This is a genomic window from Methylomonas sp. EFPC3, assembly GCF_029643245.1.
Classification (GTDB): domain Bacteria; phylum Pseudomonadota; class Gammaproteobacteria; order Methylococcales; family Methylomonadaceae; genus Methylomonas; species Methylomonas koyamae_B.
In genome coordinates, this window is sequence record NZ_CP116398.1 from 3,841,835 (window position 1) to 3,868,023 (window position 26,189).

19 protein-coding genes are annotated in these 26,189 nt (G+C 58.9%); 15 read left to right on the forward strand and 4 right to left on the reverse strand.

Going from position 1 to position 26,189, the window contains the following annotated elements; genetic code table 11:
* The first annotated feature begins 73 nt into the window (after positions 1-73).
* The 8 genes from PL263_RS17410 (at position 74) to PL263_RS17445 (ending at position 10,455) form a co-directional block, all read left to right on the forward strand.
* Complete coding sequence (locus PL263_RS17410) at positions 74-1,663, forward strand: proton-conducting transporter membrane subunit (protein WP_278210550.1); 1,590 nt, start codon at positions 74-76, stop codon at positions 1,661-1,663.
* Positions 1,660-4,242, forward strand: coding sequence for a DUF2309 domain-containing protein (locus PL263_RS17415; protein ID WP_278210551.1), 2,583 nt, complete (start codon positions 1,660-1,662; stop codon positions 4,240-4,242). The genes PL263_RS17410 and PL263_RS17415 overlap by 4 nt, the downstream gene beginning before the upstream one ends.
* Position 4,243: 1 nt before the next feature.
* On the forward strand, positions 4,244-5,173 hold the full coding sequence (gene cysD, locus PL263_RS17420; RefSeq protein WP_278210552.1) for a sulfate adenylyltransferase subunit CysD: 930 nt from the start codon (positions 4,244-4,246) through the stop codon (positions 5,171-5,173).
* Complete coding sequence (locus PL263_RS17425) at positions 5,173-6,501, forward strand: GTP-binding protein (RefSeq protein WP_278210553.1); 1,329 nt, start codon at positions 5,173-5,175, stop codon at positions 6,499-6,501. Before cysD ends, PL263_RS17425 begins: the two co-directional genes overlap by 1 nt.
* Positions 6,502-6,526: 25 nt before the next feature.
* Positions 6,527-7,165, forward strand: a complete 639-nt coding sequence (locus PL263_RS17430; protein WP_256610080.1) for a MarC family protein — start codon at positions 6,527-6,529, stop codon at positions 7,163-7,165.
* Between the two features lie 19 nt (positions 7,166-7,184).
* Positions 7,185-8,045 (forward strand): DUF6671 family protein, encoded by an 861-nt coding sequence (locus PL263_RS17435; protein WP_278210554.1) that lies wholly within the window; start codon positions 7,185-7,187, stop codon positions 8,043-8,045.
* 185 nt (positions 8,046-8,230) lie between these two features.
* Positions 8,231-9,439 (forward strand): ATP-binding protein, encoded by a 1,209-nt coding sequence (locus PL263_RS17440; RefSeq protein ID WP_278210555.1) that lies wholly within the window; start codon positions 8,231-8,233, stop codon positions 9,437-9,439.
* On the forward strand, positions 9,436-10,455 hold the full coding sequence (locus PL263_RS17445) for an AAA family ATPase (protein ID WP_278210556.1): 1,020 nt from the start codon (positions 9,436-9,438) through the stop codon (positions 10,453-10,455). The genes PL263_RS17440 and PL263_RS17445 overlap by 4 nt, the downstream gene beginning before the upstream one ends.
* A 102-nt stretch (positions 10,456-10,557) precedes the next feature.
* Here PL263_RS17445 and PL263_RS17450 read toward each other — a convergent pair whose 3' ends face one another.
* Positions 10,558-10,686, reverse strand: coding sequence for a hypothetical protein (locus tag PL263_RS17450; protein ID WP_278210557.1), 129 nt, complete (start codon positions 10,684-10,686; stop codon positions 10,558-10,560).
* A gap of 326 nt (positions 10,687-11,012) precedes the next feature.
* Between PL263_RS17450 and PL263_RS17455 the strand changes: the two genes are divergently transcribed.
* The 4 genes from PL263_RS17455 (at position 11,013) to hypF (ending at position 16,970) form a co-directional block, all read left to right on the forward strand.
* Entirely contained in the window at positions 11,013-11,804 is a 792-nt protein-coding gene (locus PL263_RS17455) for a hypothetical protein (protein ID WP_278210558.1), read from the forward strand.
* 150 nt (positions 11,805-11,954) lie between these two features.
* Positions 11,955-12,968, forward strand: a complete 1,014-nt coding sequence (locus PL263_RS17460; RefSeq protein ID WP_278209869.1) for an IS110 family transposase — start codon at positions 11,955-11,957, stop codon at positions 12,966-12,968.
* 559 nt (positions 12,969-13,527) lie between these two features.
* Positions 13,528-14,493: a hydrogenase expression/formation protein HypE gene (gene hypE / locus PL263_RS17465; protein ID WP_278210559.1), complete on the forward strand. Its 966-nt coding sequence runs from the start codon at positions 13,528-13,530 to the stop codon at positions 14,491-14,493.
* Entirely contained in the window at positions 14,493-16,970 is a 2,478-nt protein-coding gene (gene hypF / locus PL263_RS17470; protein WP_278210560.1) for a carbamoyltransferase HypF, read from the forward strand. The genes hypE and hypF overlap by 1 nt, the downstream gene beginning before the upstream one ends.
* Here the strand turns inward: hypF and PL263_RS17475 are convergent.
* Complete coding sequence (locus tag PL263_RS17475; RefSeq protein ID WP_278210561.1) at positions 16,963-20,070, reverse strand: efflux RND transporter permease subunit; 3,108 nt, start codon at positions 20,068-20,070, stop codon at positions 16,963-16,965. The two genes, hypF and PL263_RS17475, sit on opposite strands and share 8 nt — an antisense overlap.
* Before the next feature lie 137 nt (positions 20,071-20,207).
* Between PL263_RS17475 and PL263_RS17480 the strand changes: the two genes are divergently transcribed.
* Positions 20,208-21,476 (forward strand): HD domain-containing phosphohydrolase, encoded by a 1,269-nt coding sequence (locus tag PL263_RS17480; protein ID WP_278210562.1) that lies wholly within the window; start codon positions 20,208-20,210, stop codon positions 21,474-21,476.
* A gap of 8 nt (positions 21,477-21,484) precedes the next feature.
* Here PL263_RS17480 and PL263_RS17485 read toward each other — a convergent pair whose 3' ends face one another.
* Both PL263_RS17485 and PL263_RS17490 read right to left on the reverse strand, forming a co-directional pair.
* Positions 21,485-22,060, reverse strand: a complete 576-nt coding sequence (locus PL263_RS17485) for a hypothetical protein (protein WP_278210563.1) — start codon at positions 22,058-22,060, stop codon at positions 21,485-21,487.
* A gap of 20 nt (positions 22,061-22,080) precedes the next feature.
* Positions 22,081-23,313 carry a hypothetical protein gene (locus tag PL263_RS17490; RefSeq protein ID WP_278210564.1) on the reverse strand — a complete coding sequence of 411 codons (1,233 nt, stop codon included), beginning with the start codon at positions 23,311-23,313 and terminating at the stop codon, positions 22,081-22,083.
* A gap of 311 nt (positions 23,314-23,624) precedes the next feature.
* On the opposite strand from PL263_RS17490, the gene dnaB reads away from it, so the two are divergent.
* Both dnaB and alr read left to right on the forward strand, forming a co-directional pair.
* Positions 23,625-25,019, forward strand: a complete 1,395-nt coding sequence (dnaB, locus tag PL263_RS17495; RefSeq protein ID WP_278210565.1) for a replicative DNA helicase — start codon at positions 23,625-23,627, stop codon at positions 25,017-25,019.
* Positions 25,016-26,128, forward strand: coding sequence for an alanine racemase (gene alr, locus PL263_RS17500; RefSeq protein WP_278210566.1), 1,113 nt, complete (start codon positions 25,016-25,018; stop codon positions 26,126-26,128). Before dnaB ends, alr begins: the two co-directional genes overlap by 4 nt.
* The last annotated feature ends 61 nt before the right edge of the window (positions 26,129-26,189 follow it).

The following is a 26,189-nucleotide window of genomic DNA, read 5'->3' on the forward strand; positions in this document are numbered from 1 at the left end:
TCATCCGCAATAGAAACCGTGTCCAAGCCACTTTCCTAACCTGCGGCCGTGCCGTTGCGGCAGGGGGGCGGCCATGACCGCCTGGATTTCCTATGCCGCAATTGCTGCTCCGGCGCAACTGGTGTGCGCCGGACTCGCCGCTTCCGTGCTGGTTCCGGTCAGGGCCAGAACCAGCGCGGTGGTTTGCGCCGTGCTGGCCGGCGGCGCGGTCCTCGCCGCGCTGCTCTGCGCGGTCGCTATCTTCGTCGGCGGCAAATTTCAGGGCGATGTCGCCGGCATTCCGCTCTACATCGACCGGCTGTCCGCCATCATGCTCAGTTTGGTAGGGTTGATCGGCGCGATCGTGATCCGCTATTCCGGCAATTATCTGGACGGCGATCCGGGCCAGCGCCGGTTTCTGCAGTGGCTGTCCTGGACCGTCGCGGCGGTATTGATGCTGGTGATTTCCGGGCATTTTGTCGGGTTCGTGCTGGCCTGGATCGCTACCAGCCTGAGCCTGCACCGCTTGTTGCTGTTTTACCCGGAGCGGCCGGGCGCACAAATTGCCGCGCGCAAGAAATTCGTCGTCAGCCGCCTGGGCGATGTTGCCTTGATCCTGGCCGGAGTCTGCTTGTATCAGGCCTTCGGTACGCTGGAGTTCGGCGCCTTATTCGCCGCCGAACTTGGCGCCGGCCAGGAAACCGCGCTGACGGCGGCGGCCTTTGCCCTGATCGTCGGCGCGGTGATGAAATCGGCCCAGTTTCCGTTTCATAGCTGGCTGCCGGAGGTGATGGAAACCCCGACTCCGGTTTCCGCGCTGATGCACGCCGGCATCATCAACGCCGGCGGTTTTCTGGTGATTCGCATGAGCCACATCCTGGTGCAAGCGCCGGCGGCCTTGCACATGCTGGCCGTGATCGGCACCTTCACCGCACTGTTCGGTTCGCTGACCATGTTGACTCAGACCAGCATCAAGAAATCGCTGGCATTCTCAACCGTCGGTCAGATGGGCTTCATGATGCTGCAGTGCGGCTTGGGTGCCTTTTCCTCGGCGCTGCTGCATATCCTGGCTCATGCCCTCTACAAAGCGCATGCCTTTCTCGCCTCCGGCAGTGTGGTCGACATTGCTCGTGCCGCCTGGGCGCCGCCGATCCGCGACAGCCGCCATCCCGGCGAACTGCTGTTGGCGTTTTTGGCGGCAGCGGCATTGACGGTCGGCAGCGCCGCTGCGTTCGGGCTGAGTCCCGGCACGGAACCCGGCATCGTTTTCCTCGGCGCGATCCTGCAAATGGCCTTGACCTACCTGCTGTGGAATGCGCTGGCGCATCAGGCTGGCCCCAAACAAATATTCCGCGCCAGCCTGATCGCCGCTGGCACCAGTTTGCTGTATTTCGCATTGCAAACCGGCTTCCTGAACCTGCTGACGGGCGATGTGGCCGGGCCGATCCCGGTCGACAGTCTGTTCGACGGCCTGTTGCTGAGCATCGTCCTGGCCGGATTTTTCTCGATCCTGATGTTGCAGATCGAGTTCCCCGGTCCGGCGGCTGCCGGAATCTGGCAGGCAGCCTACGTCCATATCTACAACGGTTTTTATATCAGTACCCTCGCCAACCGGCTGCTCGCTAGCCGGCGGTTGGCATCGGCCCGCTTTAGCCATCGTCACTCCGGAGGAATGCCGCAATGAACCCAGCCTTGTCCTCAGTCAAAATCAAATCCGCTCCGGCCGGCGCCGGCGTTATCGACAAAGCCGCGCCGAACGACGTAACTGCCGCCGTCTGCATCGACGCCGCCACGCGCGCCTGCCACCGCATCGCGCCGCTCTGGCCGTTGCAACACTTCGTCGCGGTCAATCCGTTTTTGGGTTGGAGCGATCGGCCGTTTGCCGCAGCCTGCCAATGGGCAACCCGCAGCGGCTTTGGCGAGATGTTGATGCCGACCCGGTTCTACGCCGAACAATACCGTAGCGGCCGGATCCGAATGGCCGATATCGAGCAGGCCTTGGCGCTGGCCGGCAGCAGCGTGTCGCTGCAGCGGTGTCTGGATGCGCTGCACGATGCCCGGCCGGAGGCGGCGAACCACGCGCCGGCGTGCTGGCCGACACTGGCCGACCACCTGGATGCCGAGACCGGCAGCGCTTGGGCCGGATTGATTACCGACGAGATCTCGAAATGGTGCGCTGCCTATTTCGACGAAGGCCAGTCGGCTTGGCGCATGCCTTGGCGCAATCAACCGCTTTACTCGGCCTGGCGGCGGGCAGCGGCCTTCGATCGTACGCCGGAGTTGGCCGGCATCGCCGACTTCCGCCGCTGCATCGCCACGCTGCCGGAGAGTCCGGCCGCGGCGATTTCGCAGATACTCGCCGGCCTGGGGGTGGCAGACGATCGGCTGGAGGATTTTTGCCAGCGGCAACTGCTGACTGTCGCCGGCTGGAGCGCCTGGCTGCGCTATAAAACCTGGCCGAACGAGCCGGCGCAGGCCGCGGAGGCTTTGCTGGAGTTGTTGGCGATTCGTCTGGCCTACGACTATGCCCTGTACATCCGCGTCACCCAGCCGCTGGAACTGCAGACCTGGCGTTTGCGCTGGCAGGCGTCGGCCGTGTCCAGCGACGCGGTCGCCGAGGACTCGCTGCAGATTCGCCATGCGCTGCAATGGGCTTACGAACTGGCCGGACAGCGCTCGCTATTGGCCCGCTTGGCCTCGCCGCCGCCTGCCGCGAAGCTGGTTCCGGCCGAGCGCAAGGCGCTGCAGGCGGTGTTTTGCATCGACGTTCGTTCCGAAGTCTATCGCCGGGCGCTGGAAGCGGTATCCGCCGACATCGAAACCTTGGGTTTTGCCGGTTTCTTTGGGTTCCCGATCGAGTACATCGGCCTTGGCCACCATCACGGCCAGCCGCAATGTCCGGTGTTATTGCAGCCGAAATTCCGGATCAGGGAGAGCGTAGCCGAGGCCGATGTCGGCGATCTGCGCAAAATCCTGGAAAAACGCTGGCTCAACAAACGCCTGAATCGGTTGTGGAAGGGATTCAAACACTCGGCGGTTTCCTGCTTTTCCTACGTCGAGATTTCCGGTTTGACCTTTGCCGGCAAGCTGTTGAGCGATAGTCTGGGCTTGACCCGTACGGTGGCCAAACCGGGCAGCGCCGGACTGGACCGGGCCGTGGTGCAGCGGATCGGACCGGTCATCACCCGCCAGCGCGGGCGGCTGATCGCCAACGGTCCGGTGGTCGAAACCGGCATTGCCTTGGGGGAACGGATCGAACTGGCCCGCAAAGCTTTGCAAGGCATGAGCTTGAACGACGGCTTCGCCCGCCTGGTCTTGCTCTGCGGCCATGGCAGCAGCACGGTCAACAATCCCTACGCGGCGGGACTGGATTGCGGTGCCTGCGGCGGCCATAGCGGCGAAGCCAACGCCCGAGTGGCCGCGGCCGTGCTCAACGACCGCGAGGTTCGGGCCGGTCTGGCGGCGCAAGGCATTGCCATCCCCAGGGAGACCTGGTTCGTCGCCGGGCTGCACGATACCACCACCGATCAGGTGCGGCTGTTCGATCTGGACCAGGTACCGCATTACTTCGCCGCCGATCTAGCGCAATTGCAGGATTGGCTGGAGCAGGCCTCGCAATTGTCGCGGCGGGAGCGGGCGTCGGCTCTGGGTCTGGCTAATGCCGACGCCAAGACGCTGTGGCAAGCGATGCTGAAACGCAGTCGCGACTGGGCCCAGATCCGGCCGGAATGGGGCCTGGCCGGAAACGCCGCCTTCATTGCCGCGCCGCGGCAACGCACCGCTCACGCCGGTTTTGACGGCCGGGTGTTTCTGCACAACTACGATTATCGCCAGGATGGCGACGGCGCGATTTTGAACCTGATCATGACGGCGCCGATGGTCGTCGCCAGTTGGATCAATCTGCAGTACTACGCCTCGGCCGTCGACAACCGGCGCTTCGGCAGCGGTAACAAGGTTCTGCACAACGTGGTCGGCACCATCGGCATCCTGGAAGGTAACGGCGGCGACCTGCGGGTCGGGCTGCCCTGGCAATCGCTGCACGATGGCCAGGCGCTGCGCCACGAGCCGCTGCGCCTGAGCGTGATCATCGAAGCCCCGGCGGCCATGATCGAACAGGTGCTGGACAGCCAGGCCGAAGTCCGCCAGTTGGTCGAGAACCGCTGGCTGCATTTGCTGCGGATCGAGCCGGACGACGGCCGCTGTTTCCGCTACGGCGGCCCGAACGCTTGGCACCCGGTTTCCCTAAACCCCGAGGAGTTTTGACATGACTGTATCCACCCACGACGGGCTCGGTCCTGCCGCAGCGGATCATCTGGATCTGCTGGAGGCCGAAGCCCTGTTCATCTTGCGCGAAGTGGCGGCGGAATGCCGGCATCCGGTGTTGCTGTTCTCCGGCGGCAAGGATTCGGCAGTACTGCTGCACCTGGCCTACAAAGCGTTTCATCCGGAACGGATCGGCTGCGCCCTGTTGCACATCGACACCGGCCATAACTACGCCGAGGTGATCGCCTACCGCGACCGCATGGCCGAGCGTTACGCTTGCCAGCTGCACGTGCGCAGCGTCGAGGATTCGATTCGCAAGGGCTCGGTGCGTCTGCGGCATGCGCAGGAATCGCGCAACGCGCATCAATCGGTGACCTTGATGGAAGCGATCGCCGAGTTCGGCTTCGACGCCTGTTTGGGCGGCGCCCGCCGCGACGAGGAAAAGGCGCGGGCCAAGGAGCGCATCGTCAGTGTGCGCGACGAATTCGGCCAGTGGGAACCCAAGAATCAACGCCCCGAGTTGTGGTCCTTGTACAACACCCGCGTGGCGTTGGGCGACCATCTGCGGGTGTTCCCGATTTCGAACTGGACCGAGCTCGATGTCTGGCAATACATCCAGCGCGAGGACATTGAACTGCCAGAGCTGTATTTCGCCCACCAGCGCCAAGTGGTGCGGCGCGGCGACATTCTGGTGCCGGTGACGCATCTGACGCCGGCCCGGGCCGGCGATACCGTGGAAACGGTCAGTTGCCGCTTCCGTACGGTCGGCGATATTTCCTGCACCGCGCCGGTGGCGTCGACTGCGGTCAACGTCGCCGACATCATCGCCGAAACCGCGCAATGCCTGCTGACCGAGCGCGGCGCCACGCGTCTGGACGACCGCGCTTCCGAAGCGGCCATGGAACAACGTAAAAAAGAGGGGTATTTCTGATGAACGCAATCGTGAATTCAAGCTCCGACAGCTTTGACACCGGAACGGAGCCGACGACTCGCCCGTCCGGTTTGTTACGGTTCATCACGGCCGGCAGCGTCGACGACGGCAAAAGCACGTTGATCGGCCGCTTGCTCTACGACACCGGCAACGTTGCCGCCGATCAATTGGCGTCGATCCAGGCCACCTCGCATAAGCGCGGGCTGGCCGCCATCGATTGGTCGTTGTTGACCGACGGCCTGATCGCCGAGCGCGAGCAGGGCATTACCATCGACGTGGCTTACCGCTATTTCGCCACGGCGCGCCGAAAGTTCATCATCGGCGACGCCCCTGGCCACGAGCAATACACCCGCAATATGGTCACCGCCGCCTCCAGCGCCGATCTCGCCATTCTTTTAGTCGATGCTCGCAAAGGCGTCGTCACCCAGACCCGCCGCCACGCGTACCTGGCGCACTTGCTCGGCATCCCCGAGCTGGTGCTGGCGGTCAACAAGATGGATTTGGTGGATTGGCAGCCCGCGGTCTACCACGCCATCGTCGACGAATTCAATGCCTTCGTCGGCCAGTTGGGTCGTCATCATGTGCAAGCGATTCCGCTGTCGGCGCTGAACGGCACCAATCTGGCGACTCGGTCCGAGGCCATCCCCTGGTATAGCGGCCCCAGCCTGCTCGAACATCTGGAATCCAGCCCGGCCAGACGCGATGCCGACGTCGCGCCGTTCAGGCTGCCGGTGCAGCGGGTCGTGCGGGTGATGCTGGGCAACGCCGCCGACGGGGCCAGCGATGCGGAGTTCCGCGGTTATCAAGGCACGCTGGCATCGGGACGCTTGCGCTTGGGCGACGAAGTGGCGGTGATGCCCGGCGGCCAGCGCGCCCGCGTCGCGGGTTTGAGCGTGGCGGATCGCGACTTGGCGGAAGCTGGCGCCGACCGTTCCGTGGTGGTGGCCCTGGATAGCGAGATCGACATTTCCCGCGGCGACATGCTGTGCGATCCGCAGCAGTTGCCGCAGGTGACCAAAACCCTGAGCGCCGATATCTGCTGGCTGTCCGAGCAGCCGCTGGATTTGCGGCGCAAATACTTGGTCAAGCACACCACCCGCAGCGTCAACGCCGTGTTCGCGGAGCTGAGTTATCGGGTCGACGTTAATACCCTGGCCTATCAGCCGCAGCCGGACTCGGCGCAGATGAACGATATCGTCCGGGCCACGCTGAAGTTGCATCAACCCCTTTGCGCCGACGCCTACAGCGACAACCGCACGACCGGCAGTTTCATCGTCATCGATCCGGTGTCGTTGCATACGGTGGCGGCCGGCGTAATCGTACGTTGATACCTTATCGAGCAGGGAAGAAGCCATGAATTGGAATGAATTTGTTCAACTGTTGGCCGGGTTGATCTCGGTGGTGAATCCGATTACAGCCATGCCGGTGTATATGGCGTTGACGGCGCGCAAGAGTCCGGCCGAACGCCGGCAGACCGCCATCACCGCCGCCTTTGCGGTGACGATGGTATTGTTGACCGCGTTGCTGGCCGGCGAGCCGATTCTGCGCTTTTTCGGTATCGGCCTGCCGGCGTTTCGCGTGGCCGGCGGCTTGCTGCTGTTGCTGATGGGGATGTCGATGCTGCGGGCCAGCGATGATCGCTCCCGGCATACCCCGGAAGAAGACGCCGAGTCGCAGGACAAGGCCTCGGTGGCGGTGGTGCCGCTGGCGATCCCCTTGCTGGCGGGGCCGGGCGCGATCAGCACCACCATTGTTTACGCCCACCGCGATTTGTCGTTGAACCACTACCTGTTGTTCGGCGGCGTGATCGTGACTGTCAGCAGTATCGTCCTGCTGTTTCTGCTGTTGGCGCCGCGGATCGTGGCGATCATGGGCCAAACCGGCATGAACCTGGTGACGCGGGTGATGGGATTGTTGCTCAGCTCCATCGCCGTGGAATTTATCGCCGGTGGGATGACGGAACTGTTTCCGCTGTTGGCCGGCGGCCGATAAGCGGCCGGGGAAGCGATTCATGCCGATCTCGACCGCCGGCCAAAGCGTTTATTGCGGGCAGCAGGTGGCCCTGCTGACCCAGCACGGCAAGCAAACCCCGCTGAGCGAGGTGCTGGGCCACTGTTTGGGTTGCCGAATCGAGCATGTCGACCGCTTCGATACCGATAGCCTCGGCACCTTCACCCGCGATATTGCCCGCGCCGGCAGTCAGTTGGAAGCAGCCCGGCGCAAGGCGCAAATCGGCATGGAATTGTCCGGCCTGAGCATAGGTCTGGCCAGCGAAGGCGCGTTCGGGCCCGACCCGGTCAGCTTCATGCTGCCGCACAACCTGGAATTGTTGGTCTGGCTCGATGCCGGTTTGGGTATCGAGGTTGTCGCCACGGCATCCGGCGCCACTAATTTTGCCCACCAAACCGTGACCAACTGGGAAGATGCCGAACGTTTTGCCTTGGCGGCCGGGTTTCCGCAGCACTATCTGATCGTGCGTCCGGACCAGCAAGACCATCCCGAGTTTCGCAAAGGCTTGGCGACTTGGCCCGAGTTGCAGGCGGCGGTCGCCTGGGCGCTGGCCGCCTCATCCGCGCGGCAGGCCTTCATCGAAACCGACATGCGCGCCTTCGCCAATCCAACCCGCATGCTGAACATCCGCCGCGCGGCCGAAGTGTTGGCGCAAAAGCTCTTGTCGCTGTGCCCGGTCTGCGCCGCGCCCGGTTTTGCCGTCTCCGGCAGCGTGCGCGGTTTGCCGTGCGAGGATTGCGGACTGCCGACTGACGACGCCAAAGCCGATCTCCATGCGTGCGTGCGCTGCGGCCATCAGGTTGCAGTCGCGCGCGAACGCCGCTTCGCCTCGGCCGGCCATTGCAACTATTGCAATCCTTGAGGCAAGCAGCCGGCTTGGCGTGCAAAAGCAAATGAATGCCGTTACTTGCTACAGAAAACTATCCTAGTTGCGCGCCGGGGCGGTATCATTCCAAAGGGTTTGCCTGTCTTGAGTTGCATCGTCCGCGATCGAGAACTTTTTTGAAAAAATCTCGCCAGCCGTTCAATTAGTGTGTTTATCGAGCAATGAAACAATTTTCCGACCAAGAATTAGAACGCCTATTGGACGATACAGAATCCGATCGCGTGGAACGAAAAGAAACGTTCAAAGGCGATGTCCCGAAGAAGGCTCGCCAAGCTATCTGCGCGTTTGCCAACGATTTACCGGGATACAACCAGCCGGGAGTATTGTTTATCGGCGCTAAAGATAACGGACAGCCTTCGGGAATAACTATCGACGATCAACTTTTGTTGTCGTTAGCCGACATGAAAACGGATGGCAACATCCTGCCTTTGCCGGTTCTATCGGTCGAGAAACGCACATTGAAAGGGGCTGAAATTGCGGTGGTCACCGTCATGCCGTCGGATATGCCTCCTGTTAAATACGATGGTCGTATCTGGATTCGCACCGGACCGCGCCGCTCAATTGCTAACGAACAAGAAGAACGCATACTCAACGAAAAACGGCGCTATAAAAATCTGCCGTTCGACATTTATCCCGTGCCCAGCGCCAAGCTTTCCGATTTATCGAAATCGATATTCGAAAACGAATTTTTACCCTCGGCATTTGCAGCCGATGTCTTGGAAGCTAACGGCAGAACTTATGAAGAACGGTTGGCGTCCTGCAAAATGGTCGTGTCGCCCGAAGACACGACGCCAACCGTGCTTGGGCTATTAGCACTCGGCAAGACACCGCAAGACTTTCTACCTGGGGCCTTCATTCAATTCCTGCGCATCGACGGCACCGAATTGGCGGACCCCGTAATCGATGAAGAATCGATCGGCGGGGCATTGGTTGAAATGCTGCGCCGGTGCGAAGAAAAACTCAAAGCCCATAATCGCACCGCAATCGACATTACTGCCGGGCCGGTTCACAGCAAAGAAATGCCTTATCCGCCTGCCGCCCTTCAACAAATCCTCTATAACGCGGTTTTGCATCGGACTTATGAGAGTACGAACGCGCCGGTGCGGGTTTACTGGTTCAATGATCGCATTGAAATCAACAGTCCCGGCGGGCCTTACGGTAACGTGACAACGGAAAACTTCGGCAAACCCGGCATTACCGATTACCGTAATCCGAATATTGCCGACGTACTAAAAACGTTTGGTTTTATCCAAGCTTTCGGACGCGGTATTGCGACAGCCAGAAGAGCAATGCTAAACAATGGCAATCCACCTCCCGAGTTTGAAACTAACCAAAGCACCGTGTTGTGCACACTTAGAAGCAAACCATGACGACACCGGTCCTGACATTCTTTAATAACAAAGGCGGGGTGGGTAAAACTTCGCTGATCTATCATTTGGCCTGGACTTTTGCCAGTTTAAGAAAGCGTGTGGTCATCATCGATCTCGACCCGCAGTCAAATTTGACCGGTGCCTTTCTCGAAGAGGATGACATCGAATCGATTTGGGATAGTCAGAATGACGGTTCAACGATCTACCAGTGCGTTAAACCCCTAACGGACGTCGGCGACATTGCCGAGCCAATATTAAAAAACATCTCAACCGACCTGTATTTGCTGCCCGGCGATGTCAATCTATCCGGATACGAAGACATTTTGTCGGCCGAATGGCCGAACAGCATGGGCGACAACAATCTATATCGGCCGATGCGGATACTTAGCTCGTTTTGGCAAGTGATGCAAATGGCGGCCGCCAAAGTGCAGGCCGATATGGTTTTGGTGGATATTGGCCCTAACTTGGGCGCGATCAACCGCTCCGTCTTGTTGGCGACGGATTACGTGGTGATTCCGCTCGGAGCGGACTTGTTTTCGTTACAAGGCCTGAAAAATTTAGGGCCGACACTGCGCACCTGGAAGAACCTTTGGCAAAAAAGACTGGATAATTGGAACAACAGTACCGATAAACTCAGACGCCCGGATTTTCAGTTGCCAAAAGGCAACATGCAGCCGATTGGTTATCTTTGTCAGCAACACGGCGTGAGATTGGAAAGGCCGGTAAAAGCTTACGATAAATGGGTGCAACGGATTCCCTTTGTGTATCGTGAATCCGTATTAAGTGAAACCCCGTCCGAAACACTGGGTAGCCAGGAAGAAGACCCCTACTGTCTCGCAACCATAAAGCATTACCGTAGTTTAATTCCCATGGCCCAAGAACATCGCAAACCTATATTCAATTTGACCTCTGCCGATGGTGCGATCGGCTCGCACGCCAACGCGGTACAGGAAGCGAAAAAAGATTTCACAAAATTGGCTAAACGAATTGCCGAACAAATGAGATTGACGTTGTAATTGTCGATGAATGCTTGCAAGTGAGGCTGTTCGGACATTTCAAAATCCTGTTTTCAAACTTTGGCCTGATACGTGACTAGTTTTTCGCTTACCTTTCGATAACTATAGCCTCGGCACCTTCACCCGCGATATTGCCCGCACCGACACCACAACTTCCGGTGCATTGGCAAGCCCCGATTCGATCGCGGCAATGCCTTTGGTTTTCAAATCGTTGGAGCTAATTTGCGGCATATCAAACGCCCCGTAACAATTCATGGATTCCATCGTGCGATTAATCAAGCGGTATTTAGCCGCAATAATAGGGGCTAAATGCCGAGATAGGCTAGTTTGCCCTACAAACTGAAAAACTAGATAGTCGGGCTATGGCGGCCTTTTAACTACGCATGCAAAATTTCCAGGTGTTTGCTGATGTAGCTATGAAGATCGTATGCCCTGAATGTTTTCTGATGTTACGCAGGCATTGCTGCCGTTCGCTTACGGAAACTCATCACCATTTTGCCGGATTATTTATGTACGAGTACTTGTGTTATTAGTAACCATGCGGATGAGATATAGAAATGAAAGGGGCAGAGATAATTTTATTAATGCAAATAGCAGTAACTCTCATCCTTTGGGTGTTTACAATTGTTTCTGCTGTTTTTTTCACCAGAAGATCAAAGCGATCTGTAAAGATCCTGTTTGTTACACTCGCTCTGCTAAGCGTGCCAAGTTATATGCGTTTTTATGCTTGGTACTTAAAATGCTTAGAAAATAAAAATAACGCGATACGCCTAGAAGTTGAAAGTCAGTCATCCCATACATTCAAAAATATTTGTGATCAGCAACATGATGTAACACTAATGAAGGTCGTGTATGATTCCAAACCGATAGACATTGAGGTGATTGATGAAGGTGGTACTTGGGGCTTAAATTTACTCGAACCCAGATATCCAGAAACAAGGGTTTGCTGGCTTGAAGAAGATTTCTCAAATTGCCCTCACTCTAACATAGGCAGTGTTGAATGGACTTTGAAAATGCCGGATTATTTTTGTGCTGGTTTAAAATCTAGTGCCAATTGTGAGCGTCATTATTTGAGGAATAATCGAAAGGATAATAAAATAATAGAAATTGATAGGATACATGCACAATATGGGCTGTTTGTTTCAAAAGCAGAGAGTATAGCCCCATTTATTTCAAGATATCGCATATTTATAAAAGACACTAAGAATAAAAATATTCTGGCTGAGACATTTATATATTTAAAGTTGCGTGGATATGTTTATCAAGAGAAAAATGAGCCGCTTTATTGTCCGCCCAGAGATGTACATATAGCAAAAATGCTTAGAGAAGTATTTCCAATATCGCGATAACTGATGTCAAACCACGTAGTTTCATTCATATGCAATTGAATCTAAATTACTTTTCAATTAGCCAACTAGGATGATGGCATGGACTCCTCCCCACCCCACGCGGTGTCATACTGCGCCAGAGAATTTAAACGGAGCGACGAGGAGTCCGAAATGAATAGTAACGTGGTGGGTCTGGATACGGCAAAAAGCATTTTTCATCTGTACAGCCAGGCGGCGAACGACAGGCCGGTGAAAAAGAAACTGAGACGGGCAGAGATGCTGAGCTATTTCGCCAACTTGCCGGTTAGTCTGATTGGCCTAGAAGCTTGTGGCGGCGCTCACTACTGGGCGCGGGAGCTGACCAAACTCGGTCATGAAGTCGTGCTGCTGAATGCCAAGTTTGTGAAGGCTTTTGTAGTCGGCAACAAGAACGACTTTAACGATGCCGAAGCCATTTTCACGGCGGTCACCCGGCCCAACAAACGTAAGGTAGCGGTGAAAGACGATGCTCAACAAGATATGCAGATGCTTCACCGCTTGCGCCAAGAACGGGTAGCCGAGCGCACGGCGCTGGCCAACCAGATGCGCGGTTTTCTGGCCGAGCGCGGCATCGTGCTGGCAACAGGCCTTAACAGCGTGCGCAAAGCCTTACCGCTGATTCTGGAAGACGCCGACAATGCACTGACGTCCACGGGCCGCGAATTGTTTGCCGAACAGTATCAGCGTCTGGTAGCCATCGACGCTGACATTAAGGCCCACGAGCAACGTATCAGCCGCTTATGCGAGCAAAATGCGCTGAGTAAACGATTTCGGGACGTGCCGGGTGTTGGGCCGATCACCGCCACCATCCTGGCTTCGGACATTGGCGACGGCAAGGGCTATACCCGAGCACGTGATTACGCCGCCAGTCTGGGCGTGGTGCCCAGACAACACAGTAGTGGCGACAAACAGGTATTACTGGGGATTAGCAAACGCGGCAACCGCTACTTGCGCACCTTGTTGATCCACGGTGCGCGATCAGTGCTAAAAGTGTGCAGCGGCAAGACCGATCCGCTGAGTCGCTGGCTGCAAGGTCTGATCGAACGACGAGGCTTCAACAAAGCCGCCGTGGCGCTGGCCAACAAGAATGCCCGGATACTCTGGGCGATGGCGACGCAGGGCAAAGCATACCGAGCGGGGGCATAACCACCGTTCGATGCCGGGTTATCCACCCTTTGCCCAACGCCTCCACGCGAGGGAAGGGCTCCGGCGTCGGGCAAAGCGTGGATAACCCTCAATCCGGTGTAGGGCAAGACAAACAGAGTTCAACAGATTGCGGAGGCAAGTAACTCAAAAGTGATGACATTCAACAGGTCAGACCGGTGCTTTTAAATCCCGTTCCGCGCATAGGTTCTTAAGAAACCGTTAGGATGATAGTGGAAAAAGCGCGCGGATAGATTCATCAGGGTCCGAAGGCCTATCAAGTACCTTCATCAAGAGACCGAATATATGGCTGCAATCTTGATCTCTGTTGGAAACATCAATTTTGATAACACTTGGCTTGCAATTGGGGAGGAGTCCATATATGCGCATCGCGCAACTGTTTTTGCCATCCATTTGTCGTGGCCTCAGCTGGTACGTGATGCGTACCCTACATCTAAGCGATCTGTTAGATCATCAATAATACAAACCCATGTCCTATTACCAATCACTCAATCTCAAATCTGGCCAAGTCGATTTAACCCACGGCGGCGGTGGCCGGGCCATGGCGCAGTTGATCGATCAGTTGTTTATCAAGCATTTCGACAACGACTTGCTGAACCGCCGCAACGACCAGGCTTTGTTCAACGTGCCGGCCGGACGCTTGGCGATCAGTACTGACGGCCATGTGATTTCGCCGTTGTTTTTTCCGGGCGGCGACATCGGCTCGCTGGCGGTGCACGGCACCTTGAACGACGTGGCGATGTCCGGCGCCAAACCGCTGTATCTGGCGGCGGCTTTTATCCTGGAAGAAGGCCTGCCGCTGGCCGACCTGGATCGCATCGTCGCCAGCATGGCGGCGGCGGCGAATAAAGCCGGCGTGCCGATTGTGACCGGCGATACCAAGGTGGTCGAGCGCGGCAAGGCCGACGGCGTGTTCATTACCACCACCGGCGTCGGCCTGGTGCCGGACGGCGTCGAGATTTCCGGCGAGCGCGCCGCAGCGGGCTGCGCGGTGCTGCTGAGCGGTTCGATCGGCGACCACGGCGTGGCGATTATGGCCAGCCGCGAGAACTTGCAGTTCGAGACCAGCATCGTTTCCGACTCGGCGGCCCTGCACGGCATGGTGGCCGACCTGGTCGCCGCAGCACCGAGCGCGATCCGCTGCCTGCGCGACCCGACCCGCGGCGGCTTGGCGGCGGTCTTGAACGAGTTGGCCGGCCAGTCCGGGGTCGGCATCGTGATCGACGAAGCCCGGATTCCGGTCAAGGCTCAAGTCAAGGCGGCCTGCGAAATTCTCGGTCTCGATCCTTTATACGTCGCCAACGAAGGCAAACTGGTCTGCATCTGCGATGCCGATGCGGCCGAGACGCTGCTGGCGACGATGCGCCGGCATCCCTTGGGCAGCGCCGCCGCCATCATCGGCGAAGTCGTCGCCGATCCGCACCGTTTCGTGCAAATGACCACGGCTTTCGGCGGCCGGCGCATCGTCGATTGGCCGGTAGGCGAGCAACTGCCGCGCATCTGCTGATGGCGGGCAAGGCCATCCGCGCCCGCGGCGTGGTGCAGGGCGTCGGTTTTCGGCCGGCAATTTGGCATTTGGCGCGGCGCTGCGGCCTGACCGGCGAGGTCTGGAACGACGGCGAAGGCGTGATGATTCATGCCTTCGGCAGCGCCGAGGCTTTGGAGCGGTTTATCGCCCTGATTCCGCACGAACTGCCGCCGCTGGCGAGGTTGGACGCGCTGGAGTGCCTGGACTTGAATCAAGCCGCGCCGGACGAATTCCGCATCGTCGCCAGCCGGCCGGACGGCATCGCCACCCCGATCGCCGCCGACGCCGCCACCTGCCCGGAGTGTCTGGCCGACATCGCCGATCCAACCAATCGCCGCTACCGTTACCCGTTTACCAACTGCACCCACTGCGGCCCGCGCCTGTCCATCGTCCGCGCCGTGCCCTTCGACCGCGCCAACACCAGCATGGCGGCCTTTGCGATGTGCCCGGACTGCCAGCGCGAATACGACGATCCGGCCGACCGCCGCTTTCACGCCCAAGCCAACTGTTGCCCGGTTTGCGGGCCAAGCTTGTGGCTGGAAGCGGACGAGGGTAGCAGCGAACCCGCGTTCGGCGCCACCGGCAGCCAAACTAGGATGGTTCCGTTCACCCCGAGCTTGTCGAAGGCTGCAGGGGAAAATCCGCGGGCCCAAGTCAAGCCGCTCATGCTTCGACCAGCTCAGCACCAACGGCCTGACGCAAAGGCATTGGCGCCGGACGTGAGCTGCATGGAAGATGTGATCCAGCAAACTGCCGAATTGCTCCGCCAAGGCCGCATCGTCGCCATCAAAGGCCTGGGCGGCTTTCATCTGGCCTGCGACGCGACCAATGCCGCGGCGGTCGACTCCCTCCGCCAGCGCAAGCGCCGTTACGCCAAACCGTTCGCGTTGATGGCTCGCGATTTAGCCATGGTGCATCGTTTTGCCGCAGCCGACGCGGCCGAAATCCTTGCCCTGCAAGACAGGGCTGCGCCCATCGTGCTGCTGCGCGCCCGCGGCGAAGCGCTGGCCGCCGGAGTGGCGCCGGGCGACGCCAAACTCGGCTTCATGCTGCCTTACACCCCGTTGCATACTTTGTTGATGCAGGAATTGGACAACCCCATCGTGCTGACCTCCGGCAATGTTAGCGACGAACCGCAATGCATAGTCAACGACGATGCGCGGCAAAAACTGGCTGGCATCGCCGACTATTTTCTGCTGCATCAGCGCGACATCGTCAACCGGCTGGACGATTCGGTGGCGCGGCTGATGGACGGCGAGATCCGTCTGCTACGGCGCGCGCGCGGTTATGCGCCGCAGGCGCTGCCGTTGCCGCCCGGTTTCGAGCAGGCCGCGCCTGCGCTGGCGATGGGCGCCGAGCTGAAAAACAGCTTCTGCCTGCTCAGACCCGGCCAGGCCGTGGTCAGCCAACATATCGGCGACCTGGAAAATGCTGCGGTACAAACCGATTACCGTCTCGCTATCGAGCTGTACCGACAGTTGCACGGCTTCCGGCCCGAACGGGTTGCGATAGACCTACACCCCGGCTATCTGTCCAGCCAATACGGCCAAAGCTTGGCGGCAGCGCAAGGCTTGCCCTGCTTGACCGTCCAGCATCATCACGCCCATTTGGCTGCCTGCCTGGCCGAACACGGCGTGGCGCTGGATGCGCCGCCGGTCTTGGCGGCGATATTCGACGGGCTGGGCATGGGCGAGAACGGTGAGTTGTGGGGCGGCGAGTTCTTGCTGGGCGATTACCGCGGCTTTAGTCGGTTGGGCCATTTTCAGCCGATTGCATTGCCCGGCGGCAGCCAAGCCATGCGCGAGCCCTGGCGCAATGCTTATGCCCAGCTCAGGCATTATTTGGTTTGGGACGAACTGTTGGCGGAATTCGGCAGTCTGCCGTTCTTGCAAGATTTGGCGAACAAGCCGCTGGCGACCTTGGATACGATGATGGCCAAAAACCTGAACGCACCCCGCTGTAGTTCGGTAGGTCGCTGGTTCGACGCGTTCGCCGCCGTGCTGGATTTGCACGCCGACCGAGCCGATTACGAAGGCCAGGCGGCGATTGCCTTGGAAAACTTGGCGGCGTCGGCGTTCGCCGGCGAAACCGCCTATCCGCAGGCTTGGCAGCTAAACCAAATGGAAGGAAAGCAAGCGCTGACTTGGCTCGGTTTATGGCAGGCGGTGTTGGGCGATCTGGCCGGCGGCGACGATAAGGCGGCGATTGCCGCCCGTATCCACCATAGCCTGATCGCGGCCAGCGTGGAAAGCTTATGCCGGCTTGGCCGGGAAACCGCGGTAGATACGGTCGTATTGAGCGGCGGCGTATTTCAAAACCGGTTGTTGCTGGAAGGTGTGGCGGAAGGCTTGCGCCGCCAGGGCAAAACCGTGCTGCTGCCGCAGCGCTACCCGGCCAACGACGGCGGTCTGGCCTTGGGCCAGGCCGTGATTGCCGCCGCGGCCGGCATCAGTTAGCGGCGTTGCTGTCGGCCAGTTCGACGTGAAAGCGGCCGTAGCGCTGCAAGATTGCCGGCAACAGCAACAGGTTCAGTGCCGTGGACGATGCCAGGCCGCCGATGATGATGGCCGCCATCGGCCCCATGATCTCGCGGCCGGGGTTGTCGCTGCCGATCGCGATCGGCAACATCGCCAGCGCGGTGACCAGGGCCGTCATCAGGATCGCCGGCAGGCGTTCCTGAGCGCCGCGGATCAGCGTCGCGGTGGACCATTCCTGGCCTTCGAATTCGATCAGATGCCGGTAATGCGAAATCAGCATGATGCAGTTGCGCACGGTGATGCCGAACAAGGTGACGAAGCCGACAAACGAGCCGACCGACAACGTGGCGTCGGTAACGACGACCGCGGCGACGCCGCCCAACAGCGCAAACGGCAGATTCAATAAGGTCAGCAGCATATGGCGCAGGCTGCCGAATGCGATAAACACGAAAATCAGCACGCCGGCGCCGGCCAACAAGGCATGAATCACCAAGGTCTGCCGGGCCTTGGCCTGTTCCAGCGCGGCGCCGATGAATTCCGGATAGCTGCCGTCGCGCCAGCTCAATTCGGTTTGTACCCGTTGCTTCAATTCGGCCATGAAACCATCCATATCGCGGCCTGCCACCTTGCAGGTCACGGTCTGAATCCGCTGCGCGCCCTGGTGCAGGATGTTGTAGCGGCCCTCGCCGTGGCGGATGTCGGCCACTTCGCCGAGCAAAACCCGCTGGCCTTCGCCGTTTTTTAAGGGCAGTTGCCCCAGGTAATCCGGTTGGCTGCGCCATTCCGGCGGCAGCGACACCGCGACGTTGAAGATGCGATTGCCCTGTAAGTTCTTGCCGACGATGCGGCCCTCGTAAGCGGTTTGCAAGGCCGCCATCACTTGCGCCGGGCTGATGCCGCGGAATTTCAGGCGTTCCAGATCGAGTTGCACTTGCAGCAAACTGGTGGCCGGCGGCGAACGCAATTGCACGTCTTCGGCGCCGGGCAGGGTCTCGATCAGTGCGGCCAGTTGTTGGGCCCTGGCGTCCAACTCCGCCAGATCGTTGCCGTAGATGTTGACTACCACCGGCGCGGTGTAACCGGAAATGGTTTCGTCCACCCGCTCGGTCAGGAAGGTGTTGGCCTCGTAATGGATGCCGGGGAAACTGTCCAGAATGGCGCGGATTTCGTCCAGCACCCGTTGCTGTTCGCCACCGGATAGGGGATGCAACCGTACTTCGTATTCGCTGTAATGGCTGCCGTAGGTATCGGCGCCGCGTTCGGCGCGCCCGGCCCATTGTGATACCGATTCGACGCCGGCCACCGCCATCAGCCGTTCGGTCACCAGACTGCCGAGCCGGATCGATTCCGGCAACGAGGTGCCGGGTACGCTGGCGGTGTGGACGATGAAATGGCCTTCGCGCAGTTCCGGCAGAAATTTGTGGTCCAGTTGCAGGAAGGCGGCGATGCCGATCAGGCAGGCTAGCGCCCCGGCCAGGGCTACGGTTTTGAAATGGCGGATCGCCCACAGCAACTGTTTGGCATATAGCGGTTTCAGCCAACGCAACAGCGGCGGATCGCTGTCGTCCGGCAATTTGGCTTTGAACAACAGATGGCATAGCGCCGGCGTCAGCGTCAGCGCCACCAACAGCGACATCAGAATCGCCAGGATATAGGACGCGCCGAGCGGGGCGAACAGCCGGCCGCTGACACCGTCCAGAGTCAACAGCGGCACGAACACCAGCGCCACGATAAAGCTGGCGTAGACTACCGAACTGCGCACTTCCAGCGAGGCTTGGTAGACCACGTGTTCGGTCGGGTCCGGAAAGATTTTCAGGCGGTTTTCCCGCAGGCGGCGGAAGATGTTCTCGGTATCGATGATGGCGTCGTCCACCACTTCGCCCAGCGCGATTGCCAGGCCGCCCAGCACCATGATGTTCAGATTCACGCCGCATTCCAGCAATACCAGCGCGGCGCTGAGCAGCGACAGCGGAATCGCGGTGGCGGCGATGAAGGCGCTGCGTAAGTTGAACAAGAACAGGTAAAGCACCACCAGCACGAACAGTCCGCCGAGCAACAAGTGTCCGGACAGGTTATGCAGCGAGGTTTCGATGTAGTCCGCCGGGCGGAACAGATGCGGGTAAAACGCGATGTTTTGCTGTTGGAAGATCGGCTGGAAGTCCTGCAGTACCGATTCCACCTGGCGCGAGACCGACAGGGTATTGGCGCCGTATTGGCCGATCAACATCAGCACGATGCCCGGTTTGCCCATGATCTGGGCCGCGCCGATCGGCGGTTCCGCGCCGTAACGGATGTCGGCGACGTCGGCCAGAGTTACGTTCATGCCGTCCTGGCGTTTGACCACCAACTGCTTGAACTGCTCCGGATCGGCCGGTTGGCCGCTGATTTGCAAAGTAAAACGCTGGTTGGCGTTTTCGATGAAGCCGGCGCCGTTCATCTCCGCCGCCCCGGCCGCTGCTGCGACGATATCCTCGATGGCCAGGTTGAAGCGCTGTAGCGCCGCCGGTTGTAGTTGCACTTGCAATTGCTGGATGTCGCCGCCGAACACATTGACGTCGGCCACGCCGGGCACCGCCAGCAGCCGCGGCACCAGGCTCCAGTCCACTAAGCTGCGCAGTTCCATCAGCGATTTGCTCTCAGAGTTGACGCCTAGCGTCAACACCGTGGCCGACGACGACGACAGCGGTATCGCTACCGGCGTGCCGACGCCGGCCGGCAAGCGCTGGCCCAGGCTGTTCAGGCGTTCGCTGACCAGTTGCCGGTTGCGATAAACGTCGCTATGCTCGGAGAAGGTCGCCGTGACGATCGATAAACCCTGAATCGATTGCGAACGCAGGGTTTGCAGGCCGATCAGACCGCTGATCGAGTTTTCGATTTGCTGGGTGACCAGCACTTCCACTTGCTCGGCGGCCAGGCCGGGGGCTTCGGTTTGGATGATGACCTGTTTCGGCGCGAATTCCGGAAAAATGTCGAGGCCGGCGTTGGCGAAGCGGTAGCCGCCGTAAACGAACAGCAGCAGCGCCAGCGTGACGACGATGCCGGAATAACGAATCGAAAATCGGACCAGAAGAGCGAGCATGACGGTGGGCGAGATTAAACTAAGCCGGTTATTGTGCCTTGTCGGCCGGCCGCGGTCCATCGCCGCCGATAGGCTTTGCCGGCTCGGCCAAACTGCATTAACATCGCGTTTAACCTGAATCGGGGGAGTTTTCACTGATGGATAGCCAACGCATCGATCTACACAGTGCGATCATTTCGTTGACCTGCGCGCTGGACTTGGTCGGTATCGACGAAGTCAAACACGGCAAGCGGGTGGCGATGATGGCGTGGCACATTGCCGGGAAATTGGCCTGGTCGGCGGAGGATAGGCTCAAGATTCTGCATGCCGGTATGTTGCACGATTGCGGGGTGGCCAAGATCCGCGAACATCGGCATCTGACCGAGTCGTTGGAATGGGACGGTGCCGAAGCCCATTGCGAGCGCGGCGAGGAATATCTGCGCGCCTGTCCGCCGCTCAGCCATCTGGCCGAAGAAATCCGCTATCACCACACCCGCTGGGAGAATCTGGTGCAATTGCCGCTGTCCGACAGAACGCGGCTGCGCGCCAATCTGCTGTTTCTGGCGGACCGGATCGACGTGCTGCAAGCGCCTTATCTGGCCAGCGAGCAAATTCTGATTGCGGCGCCGAAGATCGTCGGGCGCCTGCAAAGTTATTCCGGCACGCTGTTCTGTCCGGCGTTGGTGGACGCTTTTGCCGATCTGGCGCAAAGCCAGGCGTTTTGGCTGGCAATGGACCCGGATTATCTGGACGAGGATTTACGCAATCTGGGCGACCATTTGCCGATGGTGTGGTTGCCCTATCCCGATTTGCGCGAGGTTGCCCGGCTGTTCTCGCGGGTGGTCGATGCGAAGAGCCCTTACACCGAATTGCATTCCGAGCGGGTGGCGCAAATTGCCCGCCGGCTGGCGCGATCCTTTGGTATCGACGGCGCCGACCTGGAGCAAGTCGAGATTGCCGGCTTGTTGCACGACATCGGCAAGTTGCGGGTGTCGGAAGACATTATCGACAAACCCGGCAGTTTGACCCCGGAGGAGCGGGCCTGCATGCAGCGCCACAGCTACGACACCTACCGGATTCTGCAGCGGGTGTTCGTCGACTCGAAGATTCCGGAGTGGGCCGGACTGCACCACGAAAATCTGCGCGGCGAAGGTTATCCGTTCAAAACCGCGGCAACGGCGTTGCCGCTGGAGTGCAGGATTATCAGCGTCGCCGATATTTTTCAGGCCTTGGCCCAGTCGCGTCCGTATCGGGCCGGCATGCCGTTAGCCGAGATTTTGACTTACCTGGAACACCGGGTTAGCGACGGCGTGCTGGACCCCGGTGTGGTCGAGAAACTGAAAGCCGATGCCGCAGACTACTACGATTTGGCCCAGGGCGATTGGCCGCTGAATCACGCGGATATCCAGCGGCCAACGGCCGATTGAACGAGGTATCACGCCTTTAGCGTTAAAAGCCGGCGTCGATTCGCGCCCCAAACAGCCGATGCCGCGCCGAATAACCAAGCGCCGCCAGGCAGAGGAACCGCGTTAACAGTTACCGTAGCACTTGCCGTCAATAATTCGCCGTTAGCGAGGGTGTCGAGGTCGGGATCGAATAACGGATCCGCCGGGCTTCGGGAAAATAAATCGTAACTCAGCACAAGCCGGCCAAAAATCGAGCCAGGACTCGCGTCGGTAGCGATTGTAAAGCTGCCGATTCCGGATTTCGTTGCGGCATCGAATGACTGAGCCCAGACAGTGCTGCCGCCGAATCCGGAGCCGACGACAAAAAAGTTATCTGGGGCGCTGATAAAGTCGGTAAATTCGCCGGAGTGGGCTGAGGTTTGAAATTCAGCGCCGGTTACCACCAGGTAATTTTGGGTGTTGACGAGTACGAAGCCCCAGCCAACGGTATCACCGGCTTTGCCAACGATTGAACCGTTTGCCGGTTCCAGTTGCAATGACGTAGCGGCGAGCGTCGGATTAAAACAACATACCATCCACAAAAGTACAAAAATTAGTTTGCGCATATCAATGATCCTCTTGTCGGTTACCGAAATTGATTGTTGAAGGTTTTGCTGCCGGACACAGCGCCGCCGTTGCTGCTAAACGTTATCGTTGCACTGAAACGGGCGTTGTTCGGGCAATTGCTGAAATTGATGCCGACATTGCCGGTTCCTTGGCTGTGATCCGGGATATCGCCTAATACCAATGGAAATGCAGACGGTGTGGTAATGATCGGCACGCAGCGGGCGCCGAAGCTTTGCGAAAGCTCTACTTTATCGATCTGTGCGCTCTCGGCGAGGCAATGACTTTGGTTATTCAGGTTGATTGTCCAATTCCGGGCATTTTTGAGGCCGGATTTTTGCGTGATCTTTGCGGTAAGTTTCGGTAAGGTTGCTTCGCAGGATAGGCCGGGATTTTCTTCGAAGCGATTGGTAAAGTCGGTATTGGCGTAATCTCTTATCACTAAGTTATCGGTAATTCCTTTGACGGCATTGTAATGGTGATCCCAGTCACAACAGTTTGGCGTGGCGCCCAAGAAAAGGAAGGGATCGATGGCGTTGGGCAGATTCCAGGCTGCTTGAGTGGCGCCTTTTACTTCGCCGTTTACGTAAATCCGGGCCGTATCGGCCGTATTGTCGATCCCGGATTTGTCCCACACGAACCCGAAATGCATCAGCGTACCGTTGCTGAACGCCAGTTCTCCACCCGGTGCAGCCGAGAAATCGGGCGTGTATATGCATGTTGCGCGGTCGTATTTGCCCATGCAAAAGAAAAAGCGCTTGCCGAACGAGCCGTAATCCCAACCGTTCCAGCCAGCGGTGAGTACGCCGTCGGTTTGCCAGTTTTGATCGGGATAATGATTCATCACCTTACTTCTGGTATCGAAAAAATAGGCGTGATTGAACGTATCCGCGCCGTATTTGAATTCAAACCAGAACTCAATGCTGCCGCGAGCCGGGGACAATCCGGTTTGCGACAGATCGGTAACAAAAAAGTTAGCACCATCGTTACACCAGCCCTCGCAGGTATCATGATTGACGTATAAACCGTCGCCGAACACGCCTGGAGCGAGCTGGGCCTGGTCCCAATCGCCGATTAGATAATGTAACTGTTGAAAACCGGGACCGATTTCGCTGGTGGCAATTTCAGTCGCCGAGCCTAGCTTGTTCCACAACACCACGTTGCCGGTTTCGGCTTGAGCGGCAGTTGCCGGCAGGCAGGCTAAAACTGCGGCGGTAATGGTGAAAAAACACGTTATAGGTTTAATTCCGTGCATACAAACCTCCTGTAGGGCTTGGAGTAATGCGATGGATCAGTGCGCCGCTACAGCTTGGCGCACGAGCCGGCGGATATTGGAATTATTGTGAAGGGATCGGTATGAAGCGGAGTGTCATGGTCGGCAATCCGCCGATGAAGGCCATGTCGACACCCAATATTTATATTACGGAAAGTATGGTAATTCAATGGCCTTCGGCTAGCAAATTAAATACGCTGCTTGATTGTTCGCTACTGATCTTTTGCTGCCGGCAATGTCGTTAAGCAATAGCCGAGTATAATTCCCTTTCAGTTTTGTAAACCCTTCCCGCTATGTCCGAAGACCACTATTTCCTGCCCGATCAAACCGTAGAATCTCTGAAAGTTCCGCCGCATTCGATTCAAGCCGAGCAATCGGTGTTGGGCGGTTTATTGCTGGATAACCAGACCTGGGATTCCGTCGCCGACAAGGTCGGCGAGAACGATTTTTATCGTCGCGACCACCGCTTGATTTTCCGCGCGATCGCCGAATTGGCCGAGCGGCAGGACCCGTTCGACGTGGTGACCATCTCCGAGGTACTGGAAACCACCGGCGAGTTGCAGGATGTCGGTGGCCTGGCTTATCTGAGTATGCTGGCGCGGGACACGCCCAGTGCCGCGAATATCGTCGCCTATGCCAACATCGTTCGCGACCGTTCGGTGTTGCGGCAACTGATCCACGTCGGCACCGAAATCTCCGATTCGGCCTTCAGTACCGAAGGCCGGGAAACCGCCGAATTGCTGGAAAACGCCGAGCGCAAGGTGTTCGAAATCGCCGAACAGCGGCAGAAGGGGCAGGGCGGTTTCAATTCGATCAAATCGCTGCTGGCCAAGGCGGTCGACAAAATCGAAACCCTATACGAATTGGACGGGGACATCACCGGCGCCAGTACCGGCTTCACCGATCTGGACGAGAAAACCTCCGGCTTGCAACCGTCCGATTTGATCATCGTCGCCGGCCGGCCGTCGATGGGGAAAACCACGATCGCGATGAACATGGCCGAAAACGTCGCGCTCAAAAGCGGCATGCCGGTCGCCGTGTTTAGTATGGAGATGCCGGGCGAGGCGCTGGCGATGCGGATGATGTCGTCGCTGGGCCGGATCGACCAGCACAAGGTCCGCACCGGCAAATTGGACGACGACGATTGGCCCAGGTTGACCTCGGCGATCAATTTGCTGGCCGAGACCAAAATGTTCATCGACGACACCCCGGCGCTGACGCCGACCGAGGTGCGTTCCCGCGCCCGCCGTCTGACCCGCGAACACGGCCAGCTGGGCTTGATCGTGCTGGATTACTTACAGCTGATGCAGTCGCCGTCCAGCGGCGATAACCGGGTACAACAGATTTCCGATATCTCGCGCGGCTTGAAGGCGCTGGCGAAGGAACTCAACGTGCCGGTGATCGCCCTGTCCCAGCTCAACCGCAACCTGGAACAACGCCCCAACAAACGGCCGGTGATGTCGGACTTACGGGAGTCCGGTGCGATCGAGCAGGACGCCGACTTGATCATTTTCGTTTACCGCGACGAGGTCTACCACGAAGACAGTCCGGACAAAGGCATCGCCGAAGTCATCATCGGCAAGCAGCGGAACGGCCCCTTGGGCACGGTGCGGCTGACTTTCCTGGGCCAATACACCCGCTTCGAAAATTTTGCCGGGGTATACAACGGCCCCGAGGATTACGAATGATCCCGCCGGCTTACGTACGTCTGGATCTGGATGCGGTGCGCCACAACCTGGAACAGGTAAAACGCTACGCGCCGGACAACAAAATCATGGCGGTGATCAAAGCCAACGCATACGGCCACGGCATGGACCGGGTCGCGGCGGCGCTGGCACGGGCCGACGGCTTTGCCGTCGCCAGGGTGGACGAGGGCGCCCGCTTGCGCCAGGCCGGCTTCGAACAGCCGATCACCGTGCTGCAAGGCTTCGTCTGCGCCGACGAATTGCAGCAATTATTGAAATACCGGCTGGCGGCGGTGATCCACGCACCGCAACAAATCGCCATTCTGCAACAGCAACCGGCCGCCGCCGCCAAGCTGGCGGTATGGCTGAAGCTGGATACCGGCATGAACCGACTCGGTTTCAAGGCCAACGATTTCGCCGCCGCCTATCAGGCTTTGCTGGCCTGTGCGGCGGTCGAACAGCCGATCAATCTGATCACCCATTTCGCCAATGCCGATGATTTATTGGACGACAAAACCCGGCGCCAGATCGATCTATTCAACGACGCCGTCAAAGATTATCCGGGCCAGCGCAGCATCGCCAATTCGGCCGGCATCATCGGCTGGCCCAGCGTCCGCCTCGGCTCGGTTCAGGACCGGGCCAGCGATTGGGTCAGGCCGGGCTTGATGCTTTACGGCTGCTCGCCGTTCGCCGGCAAAACCGGCGCCGATTTCGGCTTGAAGCCGGTCATGAGCCTGCATTCGCGGCTGATCGCAGTCAAAGACATTGCCGCCGGCGAAAGCGTCGGTTATAGCGGCACCTGGACTTGCCGCAGCGCCACCCGCCTGGGCGTGGCGTCCATCGGCTACGGCGACGGCTACCACCGCGCCACCCGCAGCGGCGCCCCGGTGTTGGTCAACGGTCGGCGGGTACCGCTGGTCGGTCGGGTGTCGATGGACATGATAACCGTCAACTTGAACGAGCTGCCCGACGCCCAACCCGGCGACCCGGTCACGCTATGGGGCGAGAGCCTCCCGGTCGAAGAAATCGCCCACCACGCCGACACGATACCCTACACCTTGCTCTGCGGGATTACGCAGCGGGTGCAGGTGATGTCAGGCGAAGGCAGCTGAGTTCTTGGTTTACTTTGGGATGGCTTCAGGCTGAGGATAACGCCAGCAAGCTGTTAGGAAA

Bases quoted from the DNA above. Each gene is read 5' to 3' on its own strand.
- dnaB (WP_278210565.1), top strand. From the start codon at position 23,625: ATGTCCGAAGACCACTATTTCCTGCCCGATCAAACCGTAGAATCTCTG.
- PL263_RS17485 (WP_278210563.1), bottom strand. From the start codon at position 22,060: ATGCGCAAACTAATTTTTGTACTTTTGTGGATGGTATGTTGTTTTAAT.
- PL263_RS17430 (WP_256610080.1), top strand. From the start codon at position 6,527: ATGAATTGGAATGAATTTGTTCAACTGTTGGCCGGGTTGATCTCGGTG.
- hypE (WP_278210559.1), top strand. From the start codon at position 13,528: ATGGCGCAGTTGATCGATCAGTTGTTTATCAAGCATTTCGACAACGAC.
- PL263_RS17425 (WP_278210553.1), top strand. From the start codon at position 5,173: ATGAACGCAATCGTGAATTCAAGCTCCGACAGCTTTGACACCGGAACG.
- PL263_RS17455 (WP_278210558.1), top strand. From the start codon at position 11,013: ATGAAAGGGGCAGAGATAATTTTATTAATGCAAATAGCAGTAACTCTC.
- PL263_RS17490 (WP_278210564.1), bottom strand. From the start codon at position 23,313: ATGCACGGAATTAAACCTATAACGTGTTTTTTCACCATTACCGCCGCA.
- PL263_RS17450 (WP_278210557.1), bottom strand. From the start codon at position 10,686: ATGCCGCAAATTAGCTCCAACGATTTGAAAACCAAAGGCATTGCCGCG.
- PL263_RS17475 (WP_278210561.1), bottom strand. From the start codon at position 20,070: ATGCTCGCTCTTCTGGTCCGATTTTCGATTCGTTATTCCGGCATCGTC.
- PL263_RS17480 (WP_278210562.1), top strand. From the start codon at position 20,208: ATGGATAGCCAACGCATCGATCTACACAGTGCGATCATTTCGTTGACC.
- hypF (WP_278210560.1), top strand. From the start codon at position 14,493: ATGGCGGGCAAGGCCATCCGCGCCCGCGGCGTGGTGCAGGGCGTCGGT.
- PL263_RS17415 (WP_278210551.1), top strand. From the start codon at position 1,660: ATGAACCCAGCCTTGTCCTCAGTCAAAATCAAATCCGCTCCGGCCGGC.
- alr (WP_278210566.1), top strand. From the start codon at position 25,016: ATGATCCCGCCGGCTTACGTACGTCTGGATCTGGATGCGGTGCGCCAC.
- PL263_RS17460 (WP_278209869.1), top strand. From the start codon at position 11,955: ATGAATAGTAACGTGGTGGGTCTGGATACGGCAAAAAGCATTTTTCAT.
- cysD (WP_278210552.1), top strand. From the start codon at position 4,244: ATGACTGTATCCACCCACGACGGGCTCGGTCCTGCCGCAGCGGATCAT.
- PL263_RS17410 (WP_278210550.1), top strand. From the start codon at position 74: ATGACCGCCTGGATTTCCTATGCCGCAATTGCTGCTCCGGCGCAACTG.
- PL263_RS17445 (WP_278210556.1), top strand. From the start codon at position 9,436: ATGACGACACCGGTCCTGACATTCTTTAATAACAAAGGCGGGGTGGGT.
- PL263_RS17440 (WP_278210555.1), top strand. From the start codon at position 8,231: ATGAAACAATTTTCCGACCAAGAATTAGAACGCCTATTGGACGATACA.
- PL263_RS17435 (WP_278210554.1), top strand. From the start codon at position 7,185: ATGCCGATCTCGACCGCCGGCCAAAGCGTTTATTGCGGGCAGCAGGTG.